General features: G+C 69.3%; 15 protein-coding genes and 1 pseudogene. All 16 read left to right on the top strand.

What is annotated here, in order from left to right:
• Positions 1–1,872 (top strand): carbamoyltransferase HypF (hypF, locus tag HKK72_RS29045; RefSeq protein WP_187237624.1); only part of this gene is annotated, 1,872 nt, incomplete at its 5' end.
• Between the two features lie 317 nt (positions 1,873–2,189).
• Positions 2,190–2,780 (top strand): SIS domain-containing protein, encoded by a 591-nt coding sequence (locus tag HKK72_RS29040; RefSeq protein ID WP_187237623.1) that lies wholly within the window; start codon positions 2,190–2,192, stop codon positions 2,778–2,780.
• Positions 2,777–2,980 carry a HypC/HybG/HupF family hydrogenase formation chaperone gene (locus HKK72_RS29035; protein WP_187237622.1) on the top strand — a complete coding sequence of 68 codons (204 nt, stop codon included), beginning with the start codon at positions 2,777–2,779 and terminating at the stop codon, positions 2,978–2,980. The genes HKK72_RS29040 and HKK72_RS29035 overlap by 4 nt, the downstream gene beginning before the upstream one ends.
• A gap of 5 nt (positions 2,981–2,985) precedes the next feature.
• The gene (locus HKK72_RS29030; protein ID WP_187237626.1) at positions 2,986–3,654 is read left to right on the top strand and encodes an SIS domain-containing protein; all 669 of its coding nucleotides are present in this window, start codon (positions 2,986–2,988) and stop codon (positions 3,652–3,654) included.
• Positions 3,655–3,783: 129 nt separating this feature from the next.
• Positions 3,784–4,722, top strand: a complete 939-nt coding sequence (locus tag HKK72_RS29025) for a hydrogenase expression protein HypE (protein ID WP_315987494.1) — start codon at positions 3,784–3,786, stop codon at positions 4,720–4,722.
• A 14-nt stretch (positions 4,723–4,736) separates the two neighbouring features.
• Positions 4,737–6,512, top strand: a complete 1,776-nt coding sequence (locus HKK72_RS29020) for a nickel-dependent hydrogenase large subunit (RefSeq protein WP_187237621.1) — start codon at positions 4,737–4,739, stop codon at positions 6,510–6,512.
• 115 nt (positions 6,513–6,627) lie between these two features.
• On the top strand, positions 6,628–7,167 hold the full coding sequence (locus HKK72_RS29015) for a NifU family protein (protein ID WP_187237620.1): 540 nt from the start codon (positions 6,628–6,630) through the stop codon (positions 7,165–7,167).
• Between the two features lie 46 nt (positions 7,168–7,213).
• Complete coding sequence (locus HKK72_RS29010; RefSeq protein ID WP_315987493.1) at positions 7,214–7,900, top strand: DUF5947 family protein; 687 nt, start codon at positions 7,214–7,216, stop codon at positions 7,898–7,900.
• 47 nt (positions 7,901–7,947) lie between these two features.
• Positions 7,948–8,535, top strand: a pseudogene (locus tag HKK72_RS29005) (DUF6084 family protein).
• The gene (locus HKK72_RS41485; protein WP_261987299.1) at positions 8,532–9,218 is read left to right on the top strand and encodes a hypothetical protein; all 687 of its coding nucleotides are present in this window, start codon (positions 8,532–8,534) and stop codon (positions 9,216–9,218) included. The pseudogene HKK72_RS29005 and the gene HKK72_RS41485 overlap by 4 nt, the downstream one beginning before the upstream one ends.
• Positions 9,190–9,777: a hypothetical protein gene (locus HKK72_RS41480; protein WP_315987492.1), complete on the top strand. Its 588-nt coding sequence runs from the start codon at positions 9,190–9,192 to the stop codon at positions 9,775–9,777. Before HKK72_RS41485 ends, HKK72_RS41480 begins: the two co-directional genes overlap by 29 nt.
• A complete protein-coding gene (locus tag HKK72_RS28995; protein ID WP_187237619.1) occupies positions 9,774–10,328 on the top strand; it encodes a hydrogenase maturation protease in 555 nt (184 codons plus the stop codon). Before HKK72_RS41480 ends, HKK72_RS28995 begins: the two co-directional genes overlap by 4 nt.
• Positions 10,329–10,361: 33 nt before the next feature.
• On the top strand, positions 10,362–10,703 hold the full coding sequence (locus HKK72_RS28990) for a hypothetical protein (RefSeq protein ID WP_187237618.1): 342 nt from the start codon (positions 10,362–10,364) through the stop codon (positions 10,701–10,703).
• Positions 10,704–10,958: 255 nt separating this feature from the next.
• Positions 10,959–11,351, top strand: a complete 393-nt coding sequence (locus HKK72_RS28985) for a hydrogenase maturation nickel metallochaperone HypA (protein ID WP_187237617.1) — start codon at positions 10,959–10,961, stop codon at positions 11,349–11,351.
• Positions 11,320–11,571, top strand: a complete 252-nt coding sequence (locus HKK72_RS28980; protein WP_315987491.1) for a HypC/HybG/HupF family hydrogenase formation chaperone — start codon at positions 11,320–11,322, stop codon at positions 11,569–11,571. The genes HKK72_RS28985 and HKK72_RS28980 overlap by 32 nt, the downstream gene beginning before the upstream one ends.
• A partial coding sequence (gene hypD / locus HKK72_RS28975; RefSeq protein ID WP_187237615.1) for a hydrogenase formation protein HypD occupies positions 11,571–12,617 on the top strand: 1,047 nt, incomplete at its 3' end. The genes HKK72_RS28980 and hypD, both read left to right, overlap by 1 nt.

Raw genomic sequence — 12,617 nt, 5'->3', positions numbered from 1 at the left:
CTGCCCTATGACCGGCCCGCCACGACGATGGGCGGCTTCCCGATGTGCGCGGCCTGCGCGGCCGAGTACGCCGACCCGGCCGACCGCCGCTTCCACGCCCAGCCGCTGTGCTGCCCGGCCTGCGGCCCGCGCCTCTCGTTCGCCCGCGGCCGGGCCGTCGTGACCGGCTCCGACGACGTGCTCGCCGCCGCCCATCGAGCGCTCGCCGCCGAACTGGTCGTCGCGGTCAAGGGCATCGGCGGCCATCACCTCGCCTGCCGGGCCGACAGCGCCGTGGCCGTGCGGCGGCTGCGCGAGCGCAAGGCCCGGGGCGGAAAGGCCTTCGCGGTGATGGCGCGCGACCTGGCGACGGCGCGGCGGCTCGCCGACATCGACGAGCCCGAGGCCGCGGTGCTGCTCAGCGCCGCCCGGCCGATCGTGCTGCTGAACCGCCGGGCGGACGCACCCGTCGCCGCGGAGGTTGCGCCGGGCAACCCGCTGATCGGCGTGATGCTGCCCTACTCTCCGCTGCACCACCTGCTGTTCGCCCCCGTGCCCGGCGGCGCGACCCCGCCGCCCGAGGTCCTGGTGCTGACGAGCGCGAACCTGTCGGAGGAACCGATCTGCTTCGGCGACGAGGACGCGCGGACGCGGCTGCCCGCACTGGCCGACGCCGTCCTGACCCACGACCGGCCGATCCACGTGCCGTGCGACGACTCGGTCGTACGGGTGGTCGACGGCCGCGAACTGCCCATCCGCCGGTCGCGCGGGTACGCGCCGCTGCCGGTCCGGCTGGGGGTCGCCGCCGAGCCGATCCTGGCGGTCGGTGGCGAGCTGAAGAACACCTTCTGCGTCACCGAGGGACACCACGCGTTCTGCTCGGCGCACATCGGCGACATGGGCAACTTCGAGACCTTGCGCGCGTTCGAACGGTCGGCGGCCCAGCTGGAGGAGCTGTGCGGCTCCCGCCCGGCCCGGCTGGCGGCCGACGCCCATCCCGGCTACCTCACCCGCGCCTGGGCGGAACGCCACGCCGGCGACCGGCCCGTGCACCTGGTGCAGCATCACCACGCGCACATCGCCTCGCTGCTCGCCGAGCGGGGCCGGCTGGGCGAACCCGTCATCGGGGTCGCCTTCGACGGCACCGGCTACGGCGCCGACGGGGCCGTCTGGGGCGGTGAGGTGCTGCTGCTGGGCCCGGACAGCCATCGCTTCACCAGAGCGGGGCACCTGCGCGCGGTGCCGCTGCCGGGCGGCGACGCGGCGGTGCGCAATCCCTGCCGCATGGCGCTGTCGCACCTCACGGCCGCGGGAATCCCCTGGGACGCCGACCTGCCGCCCGTGCGGGCCTGTGAGGCGGCCGAGATCCGCGCGCTGCGGTCCCAGCTCGCGAGCGGCCTCGGCTGCGCCGACTGCACCAGCATGGGCCGGCTGTTCGACGCCGTCTCGTCCCTGCTGGGGGTCCGTCACCGGATCGGGTACGAGGGGCAGGCGGCGATCGAGCTCGAGGCACTCGCCGGCACGGCCGCCGAGGCGCCGCCCCTGCGGCTCGCCGTCGGCTCCGACGGCGTGCTCGACCCCGGCCCCCTGCTGCACGCTCTCGTGGCGGGCCTGCGGGCCGGAGCGTCCGTGGCCGAGCTCGCAGCGGGTTTCCACGAGGCCGTGGCCGTGGCCGTGGCCGAGGTCGCGACCGCCGTCGGCCGGCGGAGCGGCGTGGCCCTGGCCGGGCTGTCGGGCGGGGTCTTCCAGAACGTGCTGCTGCTGCGAGCGTGCCGCGAACGGCTAGAGGAAGCGGGCTTCGAGGTGCTGATCCACCGGGTCGTGCCGCCCAATGACGGAGGCCTGGCACTCGGGCAGGCGGCCGTCGCCGCGCTGCAAGTAAATGATCAATGAAACGCTCAAGTAATGATCAGAACGGACCCTGATATTCACGGCGATCACCTTGATTTCTAAAGGTTTTCTTGACGTTTAACTCCGCCGTGTCCTCGCAGGTCATAAACGCTGACAGGACGCCTATGGGCGGCTTAATGATCGACTCATCCCCGGACAGGATGAGCCCGTGAGCCGGGCAATTTACGGTCGTCCACATTCCGCGGCCGATGTCTCTTTTGCCTCTTGCGGACACCACGGAGCGGAGGTACGGTCGGTGAGTGATCTACCACAAGTCGTGATCAGGGAAGTGATCTTTAGTGCCGTCTGCATCCGTTCAGATGGCTCGCCTTTTCGGCAAAAGAGAGAAGCCTGGGCGAGAACTCGCGGATGCCGCCGGAGCGATCGCGGCGACCTGTCATTCGATGGCGATTCGGTTCCATCGCGGCGGGCGGCTGTTCACCTTTGGGAATGGCGGGGCGGCCACCGACGCCCAGCATATCGCCGTCGAGTTCGTGCATCCGGTCATCGTGGGAAAACAGGCGCTGCCGGCATTGTCGTTGACGGGCGACATCGCCACTCTCACGGGCGTGGGCGCGGCGGCCGGATTCGGTGACGTCTTCGCCCACCAGCTCCGCTACCTCGCGCAGGCCGGCGACATCGCGCTCGGCGTCTCTCCTGCCGGCCGGTGCGACAACGTGCTCCGCGGGCTCGAGGCGGCCAAGGAATCCGGCCTGCTGACGGTCGCGCTCCTCGGCGGCGACGGCGGCGACATCGCGCTCAGCCCGGCCGTCGACCATGCCCTCGTGGTGCGTTCCGACGATCGGCGGGTCGTCAAGGAGGTGCACGTCACCATGTACCACGTGCTCTGGGAGCTGGTGCACGTGTTCTTCGAGCGGCCGAGCGTCCTCGCGCCCGGTGCGGTCTCGTGAACCACTGCGAGGGCGACCACTGCGTCACCTGCTCCGACGAGGCGGTTCAGGTGACCGTCGTGCGGCTGCTGGGCGACGACCTCGCTGAGGCCGACTTCGGCGACGGCCGCACCGAGGAGGTCAGCGTCGCGCTGGTCGACGTCTCCGTCGGCGACGTCATCCTCGTCCATGCGAAAGAGGCGATAGGGGTCGTCGCGTGACGGAGATGCGAGACCTCTACCCCTTCCTGTACTCCGGTGACTCGGATCTCGAGGCCGTGCTCGAGGACGTCCGGCGGTCGACGGTCGACAAGGCGAACGAGATCGTGGCGCTCCGCCGCGAGGTGCTGGATCGGGACGGCGCCAAGATCGCCTCGTGCGCCGGACGGATGGCCGAGGCGTTCAGAGCCGGCGGCCGGCTGTTCACCTTCGGCAACGGGGGAAGTTCGACGGACGCCCAGGACGTCGCAGCGCTGTTCCTCAACCCCGGCGGCGAGGCGCGTCCACTGCCGGCGCTCGCGCTCACGACCGACATCGCCGTGGTGACCGCGCTGTCGAACGATGTCGGCTTCGAGGTCGCGTTCGCGCGCCAGCTCGCGGCGTTCGGCCGTCCCGGCGACATCGCGTTCGGGTTGTCCACGAGCGGCAACTCGGTCAATCTGATCCGCGCCTTCGAGGAGGCGATGCGGCGAGGAATGCTCACAGTCGGAATGGCGGGATACACCGGCGGACAGATTGCAGGGCTGGAGGGCCTCGATTTCCTTTTCGTCGTGCCCTCTCCATCCGTGCACCGCATCCAAGAAGCCCAGACGACCGTCTTCCACGTTCTGTGGGAGCTCACTCAAGAAGCGCTCTGGTCCCGGGCGCACCCGGGGGCTTACGACCCTCCTGAATGACCGCCCTTGCCACGGTGGTAGGAAATGACAGCGGAAACATAAGAAGCCGTCGTCCACATTCTCTGGATCAACGCGGGCCTCAGCTGCGACGGTGATTCGGTCGCCCTGACGGCGGCCACGTAGCCGAGCATCGAGGAGGTAGTCCTCGGTGCGCTGCCGGGCCTTCCCAAGATCGCCGTACATTGGCCGCTGATCGACTTCGAGTGCGGGCCCGACAAGGGCGCCGACACCTTCATCGACTGGTTCTACAAGGCCGAACGCGGCGAGCTCGAGCCCTTCGTCCTCGTCATCGAAGGGTCGATCCCGAACGAGTCGATCAAGGAAGAGGGCTACTGGTGCGGATTCGGGAACAACCCCGAGACCGGCCAGCCCCGTACCACCAGCGAATGGCTGGACATTCTCGCCCCGAAGGCGACGGGCGTGCCGGCCGTCGGCACCTGCGCCACCTACGGCGGCATCCACGCGATGGCGGGAAATCCGACCGGCGCCATGGGCGTGGCCGACTACCTGGGCTGGGACTGGAAGTCCAAGGCCGGGCTGCCGATCGTCAACGTGCCCGGCTGCCCGATCCACCCGGACAACCTGTCCGAGACGATCGTCTACCTGCTCTACCAGGTCGCGGGCCAGGCTCCGATGATCCCCCTCGACGAGGCGCTCCGGCCGACGTGGCTGTTCGGCGCGACCGTCCACGAGGGCTGCGACCGGGCCGGCTACTACGAGCAGGGCCAGTTCGCCACCGAGTACGGCTCGCCCAAGTGCCTGGTGAAGATCGGCTGCTGGGGGCCGGTCGTGAAGTGCAACGTCCCCAAGCGCGGCTGGATCAACGGGATCGGCGGGTGCCCGAACGTGGGCGGCATCTGCATCGCCTGCACGATGCCCGGCTTCCCGGACAAGTTCATGCTCTTCATGGACGAACCGCCCGGCGCTCGCGTCTCCTCCTGGGCCAGCGGCGCGTACGGCGGGGTGATCCGCACCCTGCGCGGGATCACCGCCCGCAAGGTCGACAAAGAGCCCAAGTGGCGCAAGAAGGGCAAGGAACTGACCACCGGTTACAAACCCTCGTGGTGATCGGAGACGCGCAGATGGCTTCACAGGACGGCATCGTCGAGATGGCGTGGGACCCGATCAACCGCATCGTCGGGAGTCTCGGGATCTACGCGAAGGTGGACTTCAACAAGGGCACGGTCGCGGACTGCTACAGCACCTCGTCGGTGTTCCGTGGCTACAGCATCTTCATGAAGGGCAAGGACCCGCGCGACGCGCACTTCATCACCAGCCGGATCTGCGGGATCTGCGGCGACAACCACGCCACCTGCTCGGTTTATGCCCAGAACATGGCGTACGGCGTCAGGCCGCCGCACCTCGGTGAGTGGATCCTCAATCTCGGCGAGGCAGCCGAGTACATGTTCGACCACAACATCTTCCAGGAGAACCTGGTCGGGGTCGACTACTGCGAGAAGATGGTCAGGGAGACCAACCCGGGCGTCCTCGACCTCGCCGAGCGCACCGAGGCGCCGCACGCGGCCGACCACGGCTACAAGACCATCGCCGGCATCATGCGGTCGCTGAACCCCCTCGAAGGTGAGTTCTACCGCGAGGCGCTGCAGGTCAGCCGGAGCACCCGGGAGATGTTCTGCCTCATGGAGGGTCGCCATGTGCACCCCTCCACGCTGTATCCGGGCGGCGTCGGCACGATCGCGACGGTGCAGCTGTTCACCGACTACCTCACCCGGCTGATGCGGTACGTCGAGTTCATGAAGCGGGTCGTGCCCATGCACGACGACCTGTTCGACTTCTTCTACGAGGCCCTGCCGGGCTACCAGAAGGTCGGGCAGCGGCGTGTGCTGCTGAACTGCTGGGGCTCGTTCAACGACCCGGAGCACTGCGACTTCACGTACGAGAACATGGCCGACTGGGGCCGCAAGATGTTCGTCACCCCGGGCGTGATCGTCGACGGCAAGCTCATCACCAACGACCTGGTGAACATCAACCTCGGCATCCGGATCCTGCTGGGCAGTTCCTACTACGAGAACTGGACAGACCAGGACAAGTTCGTCACCCATGACCCGCTCGGGAACCCGGTGGACATCCACCACTCGTGGAACCAGCACACGATTCCGCGGCCCGGCAAGCGTGACTTCGGGGACAAGTACAGCTGGGTCATGTCGCCGCGATGGTTCGACGGCACGGATCATCTCGCACTCGACACCGGCGGCGGCCCGATCGCGCGCCTGTGGTCCACCGCGCTCTCCGGACTCGTCGACACCGGGTACGTCAAGGCCACCGGCCACAGCGTCGTGATCAACCTGCCCAAGACCATGGGCCTGCCGGAGAAGACGTTCGAGTGGAAGATCCCCATGTGGAACGGGGAACCGCTGTCGAACGCGATCGAGCGCAACCGAGCGCGCACCTACTTCCAGGCGTACGCGGCCGCGCAGGCGCTCTACTTCGTGGAGAAGGCGCTCGCCGAGATCCGGGCCGGCCACACCAAGACGTGGTCCCCGTTCAAGGTGCCGGACGAGGCGGTCAGCGTCGGTTTCACCGAGGCGGTCCGCGGCGTGCTGTCCCACCACATGGTCATCAAGGGCGGGAAGATCGCGAACTATCACCTGTACCCGCCGACCCCGTGGAACGCCAGCGTTCGTGACGAGTACGGCACCCCCGGGCCGTATGAGGACGCGGTGCAGAACACCCCGATCTTTGAGGAGAACCCGCCGGAGACCTTCAAGGGCATCGACATCATGCGGGCCGTCCGCAGCTTCGACCCCTGCCTTCCGTGCGGCGTGCACATGTACCTCGGCAAGGGGAAGTCGCTGGACCGCATTCAATCGCCGCACGCCTTCACCGGCGAGGGCTGAGCCGCCTGGAGGCGCTCCGCCGTGACCCCGTCCGTGGCGGGGTCACGGCCGGGCGTCGCAACGTGCGAGGTAACGGCCCGGCGCCGCACCGGGACCGATCGGAAAGGGACAGCCGATGCCTGGATCCAAGGACGTACAAGAGGTGGGCGCACGCGTGGAGCGGCTGCTCGCCGAGATCGACGACCCGGCCGACCGCAACCGGGCCGAGGAGCTCGTCAGCGCACTCATCGAGGTCTACGGGGGCGGGCTGGCCCGGATCCTGGAGATGGTCGGCGACGGCACCGCCCGCGAGCTCGCCGGTGACGAGCTGATCGGCTCCCTGCTGATCGTGCACGACCTGCATCCCCTCAGCACCGCCGAACGGGTCCGCGGGGCGCTTGAGCGCGTGCGGCCCTATCTCGGATCGCATGCGGGCGGTGTCGAGCTGCTCGGCATCGACCCGGCCGGGATCGTCCGGCTGCGACTCGAGGGCAACTGCCATGGCTGCCCTTCGTCGCAGGTCACCGCCACGATGGCGATCGAGCGCGCCATCCTCGAGGACGCTCCCGAGATCACCGAGGTGGTCGTCGAAGGCGTCGCGGCCGAACCCGCGCTGCTACAGATCCACCCGTACCAGGGCAAGGAGTGCGCGTTGCCGGAGGAGGTCACCACGTGAGCCACCAGATGGACGGGACCGCCAGGGCCGACAGGGAGGACCGGACGTGAGCCTGCGCCGGTTCGCCGCCGGGAGGGAAGAGCTCGAGCGCGAGCGTGCGGCCGCCAGGGCCGCCCGGGAGCCGTCCCCCGAGCGATGTGAGATGTGCGCCGAGCCGATCGACGACAGGCACGGTGATGTCGTGAACCTCGAGGACCGGCGCATCATGTGCACCTGCCGGCCGTGCACGCTGCTGTTCACCCACGCGGGAGCGGGCTCCGAATGCCGTGCCGCCGAGGACGGCGAGACGCCGCTGCGTCGGTTCCGCGCGGTGCCCGAGCGCTACCGGTACGACGCCGACTTCGCGATGTCGGAGGGCGACTGGGATGAACTGGCCATCCCGGTACGGATGGCGTTCTTCTTCCGCAATTCCGGCATGGGCCGCACCGTCGCCTTCTATCCGAGCCCGGGCGGGGCGACCGAGTCGGAGCTGCCGCTGGACGCCTGGGTGCGGGTGCTGGCCGCGAACCCGGCGGTCGCCGACGTCGAGCCGGACGTCGAGGCCCTCCTCGTCGACCGAGGCTCCGGCGCCTACCTGGTGCCGATCGACGTCTGCTACGAGCCGGTGGGGCTGGTCCGGCTGCACTGGAAGGGCTTCGACGGCGGTGAGGAGGCGTGGGAGCGGATCGACGCCTTCTTCGCCGGCCTGCGGGATCGCAGCGAGCCGGTGGTCAGGGCGGACTCACATGGCTGACCTCGCCTTCGACTGCATCGGTGTGCGCCCGGACCCCGTACGCCGCGATGCCCACCCTGGTCTTCCGGTTGCGCGTGAGCGAGAACAGCGGCCAGGTCGTGAACGCGATCGCGCTCCGCTGCCAGTTCCGCATCGAGCCGCAGCGCCGTACCTATTCCGAGGTCGAGACGCCGCTGCTCGCCGACCTGTTCGGCACCACCGACCGCTGGGGAGACACCCTCAAACCGCTGCAGTTCGCCGGGGTCGCGGTGATGGTGCCCGGGTTCACCGGCGCCACGGAGATCGACGTGGCGGTGCCGTGCTCCTATGACCTCGAGGTCGCGGCCAACAAGTACTTCGCCTTGCTCGAGGACGGCGAGATCCCACTGCTGCTGCTGTTCAGCGGCACCGTCTTCGTCAAGCGGCCGACCGGCTTCGCCGTCGACCAGGTCTCGTGGAACTGCGAGGCCCGGCAGCGGGTGCCGGTCGCGGCCTGGCGCGAAATGATGGACCGCTATTTCCCGGGCACGGGCTGACTGCGGCTGCGCCGGGACACCATCGCCGAGCTGCAGCGCTACAAGGCGGCGAAAGCCCTGCCGGGCTGGGACGACGTGGTCGCCGACCTGCTCGCCCAGGCGAGGGAGCCGCGGCCGTGAGAGACCTGGACAACGCGCGCAAGATCGCCGACGCCGTTCTGTACGAGGGTTACCTGCTCTGTCCCTACCGGGCCAGCGCGGTGAAGAACCAGGTGCGGTGGCAGTTCGGGGTGCTCGTTCCGTCCGGCTTCACCGTGACCGAGGAGCCGTCCGCCTCCCAGACCGAGTGCCTGCTCGAAGGCGGCGAGCTCCTGCATCTGCGATCCCGCTTCCTGCACGTCCGGCACAGGACGTCCGAGGGCGCCCCGCCGTTCGACGAGGCGTCCGAGCGCGAGATCGACGTCGTCGCGGCGATCACCGACCTGCTCGAGGGCGAGCGGATCATTGACACCGTCGTGGCCGGCGGCCGGGAGACCGACGGACCCGTCACGCGGACCTCGCACCCGCTCGACGTGCGGCTGCGCGCCTCGGCCGAGCGGCTGCCGGGACCGTACGGGCTTCTGCGGCTGCGCCTGCGGCTCGAGAACACCACCGAGTGGACCGGCGACGAACGTCCCGAGGCACTGCGGCGGTCGCTGGTCGCCCGCGCACACGTTGCTCGCCGTCACCGGCGGGACGTTCGTGTCGATGCTCGACCCGCCCGAGTGGGCGCGGCTGGCCGTGGACGGCTGCGCGAACCTGCACACCTGGCCGGTGCTCATCGAGGACGACGTGATGCTGTCCTCACCGATCATCCTCTATGACCGGCCGGAGATCGCGCCGGAGAGCCCCGGCGACCTGTTCGACGCCACCGAGATCGACGAGATCCTCAGCCTGCGCACTCTCACCCTCACCGAGGACGAGAAGCGAGAGGCACGCGAGACCGACCCGAAGGCCGCCGAGATCATCGACCGGGTCGACGCCATGCCGCCCGAGCTGCTCGAACGCCTGCACGGCGCGATCCGCTCACCCGGGCCGCGGCGCGGCTGGGACACCGGCACCGACCAGGTGCCCGTCTTCACCACCGACAAGCCCTGGTGGGACCCGGGCGCCGACGCGTCCGTGTCGCCGGAGACCGACAGCGTGACGGTGGCCGGGACATCCGTCGCCAGGGGCGACAAGGTGCGGCTCCGCCCGGCCGGCCGGGCCGACGCCCAGGACATGTTCCTGGCCGGCCGCGTCGCGACGGTCGAGGCGGTCCTGTTCGACGTCGACGGCTCGACCCACCTCGCCGTGACCATCGACGACGACCCCGGCACGGACCTGCGCCGGGCACAGGGGCGCTACTGGTACTTCGCCCCCGACGACGTGGAGCCGCTGTGAAGATCCTCGTGGCGGGCGTCGGCAACGTCTTCCTCGGCGACGACGGGTTCGGCGTCGAGGTGGCCCGGAGATTGACCGAGACCGAGCTTCCCGCGGGCGTGGAGGTCGGCGACTTCGGCATCCGCGGCATCCATCTCGCGTACGAGCTGTCGGAATACGACACGACGATCCTGGTCGACGCCACGCCGCGCGGCGGCCCGCCCGGTGGCCTGTACGCCCTCGAACTCGAGGAGGGCAGCCCCCAGGACGTCATCGACGCGCACGGGATGACGCCCGACGCCGTACTCGACCTGGTCGGGGTCATCGGCGGGGAGATGCGGCGGGTCCTGCTCGTCGGCTGCGAGCCCGCGGACGTCTCACCCGGGATGGAACTGAGCGCGCCCGTCCGCGCCGCGATCGAACCCGCCGTGCGCCTGGTCCGCGAACTCGTCGAGAAGGAGATGCGCACCGCCGAGGCCGCCGAACCGAGCGGTTCGCACGGCGGCGACCGGGCCGGCGCGGTTCCGGCCGGACACGGCGCGGCACCTGGAGATCACGACAGGACGAAATGAACCCGCAGCACGACGTTCGCAGAGGAGTAAGTCATGGGCAATCCCGAGGATCCCGCCGTGAAGGGCGCCGACAAGGCGTTCGAAGGTGCCTGGGGTGAGCCAGGCCCCGGCCGCGACGTCTCCGACGAGGAACGCGAGGGCGTCGAGTCCACCGACACCGAGGCGCGCACGCCTCTCGGCGTCGGCGAGAGCTCGACGCGCAGCGCCGAGGAGATCGCCGAGAAGGAGGACGAGGAGGGCCGCACCACCGAGGGCACCAAGGGCCGGTCCGACCGGCCCTACGGCACGTCAGAGCCGGAGAGCGCCACCGGGGTCGACCCGCAGGGCCCCGCCGCCGGTGGTCCGAAGGCGCCGCCGGGCGACCAGGACGGGTGAGCGGCCGCGAGGCGGCGGCGCCGCCCGCGGAAGGCGCCGCACCGGTTGGCGAGCCCGCCGAGGAGGAATACAAGAGGAGGAACGATGCTCAAGAACGTGCTGATAGGGGTGGTTCTGGTGGGCGTCGTGGGCGTGGGGGGACTGGTGCTGTATTCGCTCCCGGACCTCGTCCGCTACCTCAAGATCAGCAGGATGTGACATGAGGTGTCGAGGTTCGTGCGGGAGCGCGGGCGAGACGGGGGAGGTGACGTCCCGATGCATGAGATAGGCCTCGCCGAGGCGGTCCTCGAGGCGGTCGAGAAGCGGGCCGGCGGACGCCGGGTGGCGCGGGCGAAGGTCCGGGCGGGCGCGCTGCTGCGTGTCGTCGAACCGTCCATGGACCAGGCGTTCCGCCTTGTGGCGGAGGGCACCGTGGCCGAGGGCGCGGCCGTCGAGCTGGTGGTGACGCCGGCGCAGGTCACCTGCCGGTCATGCGGTCACCGGGACGGCACGTACGACCCGCTGGCCGTCTGCCCTTCCTGTGGCGGTGGCGACGTCGATCTGTCCGGCGGCGACGAACTGGTGCTGGAATCCATCGAGATAGCGGAGGCGCGCGATGTGCCTGGGAATTCCCGGCGTGATCGTGGAGATCCTGCAGGATCAGCCTGACCTCGCCACGGTCGACGTCAGCGGCGTCCGCCGGGCGATCAACATCGGGCTGATCACCGATGACAAGCCGGAGCCCGGCGACTGGATCCTCATCCATGTCGGATTCGCCCTGTCCAAGATCGACGAAGCCGAGGCCAAGGCGGCGATGGACTTCCTGGAAGGGATCGGCCAGGCCTACGAGGACGAGATCGAGGCCCTGAAGGAATCGAGGATCGAGTGATGCGTTTCGTCGACGAATACCGCGACGCGGGGAAGGCGCGGGCGCTGGCCGCCTCGATCGCGGCGCTGTGCGAGCCGGGCCGGTCGTACAAGTTCATGGAGGTCTGCGGCGGGCACACTCACACGATCTACAAGCACGGCCTCGAGGACTACCTTCCCGAGAACGTCACGCTCGTGCACGGTCCCGGCTGCCCGGTCTGTGTGATCCCGATGGGCCGGGTGGACGACACCATCCACATCGCCGAGCAGCCCGGCGTCATCATGACCTCGTTCGGCGACATGATGCGGGTGCCCGGCGGGCGCGGATCGTTCTTCGACTCCAAGGCCCAGGGCGCCGACATCCGGATGGTCTACTCGCCGCTGGACGCCCTCAAGATCGCACGGAAGAACCCGGACAAGAAGGTCGTCTTCATGGCGATCGGGTTCGAGACCACCGCGCCATCGACGGCGATGACCATGCTGCGCGCGAAGGCCGAGGGGCTGCGGAACTTCTCGATCTTCTGCAACCACGTCACGATCATCCCGGCGATCAAGGCGATCCTGGACTCACCGGACCTTCGGCTGGACGGATTCATCGGCCCCGGCCACGTGTCGACCGTCATCGGCTGCCGCCCGTACGACTTCATCGCGCGGGCCTACGGCAAGCCGCTCGTGGTGGCGGGATTCGAGCCGCTGGACATCCTGCAGTCGATCCACATGCTGCTGACGCAACTCGCCGAGGGCCGGTCGGAGGTCGAGAACCAGTACGGCCGGGTGGTGCCATGGGACGGCAACCTCAAGGCTTTGAAGGTCATCAACGAGACGATGGAACTGCGGCCCTACTTCGAGTGGCGCGGGCTGGGCTCGATCTCGCACTCGGCGCTGCAGGTGCGCGACTCCTATGCCGAGTTCGACGCTGAGCGGATCTTCCAGATCCCGGGTGTGCGGGTCGCCGACCCGAAGGCCTGCCAGTGCGGTGAGGTGCTCAAGGGCGTGCTCAAGCCGTGGGAGTGCAAGGTCTTCGGCACCGCCTGTACCCCCGAGACCCCGATCGGGACCTGCATGGTG

Source organism: Actinomadura sp. HBU206391 (genome assembly GCF_014323665.1).
Taxonomy (GTDB): Bacteria; Actinomycetota; Actinomycetes; order Streptosporangiales; family Streptosporangiaceae; genus Actinomadura_C.
Note: the sequence above shows the minus strand (reverse complement) of the source record. Positions and strands in the feature narration are given on the sequence as shown.

Coding starts and splice junctions, on each gene's coding strand:
- HKK72_RS28985 (WP_187237617.1), top strand. CDS start 10,959: ATGCATGAGATAGGCCTCGCCGAGGCGGTCCTCGAGGCGGTCGAGAAG.
- HKK72_RS28990 (WP_187237618.1), top strand. CDS start 10,362: ATGGGCAATCCCGAGGATCCCGCCGTGAAGGGCGCCGACAAGGCGTTC.
- HKK72_RS29040 (WP_187237623.1), top strand. CDS start 2,190: ATGGCTCGCCTTTTCGGCAAAAGAGAGAAGCCTGGGCGAGAACTCGCG.
- HKK72_RS29015 (WP_187237620.1), top strand. CDS start 6,628: ATGCCTGGATCCAAGGACGTACAAGAGGTGGGCGCACGCGTGGAGCGG.
- HKK72_RS29030 (WP_187237626.1), top strand. CDS start 2,986: ATGCGAGACCTCTACCCCTTCCTGTACTCCGGTGACTCGGATCTCGAG.
- HKK72_RS29020 (WP_187237621.1), top strand. CDS start 4,737: ATGGCTTCACAGGACGGCATCGTCGAGATGGCGTGGGACCCGATCAAC.
- HKK72_RS41480 (WP_315987492.1), top strand. CDS start 9,190: ATGCTGTCCTCACCGATCATCCTCTATGACCGGCCGGAGATCGCGCCG.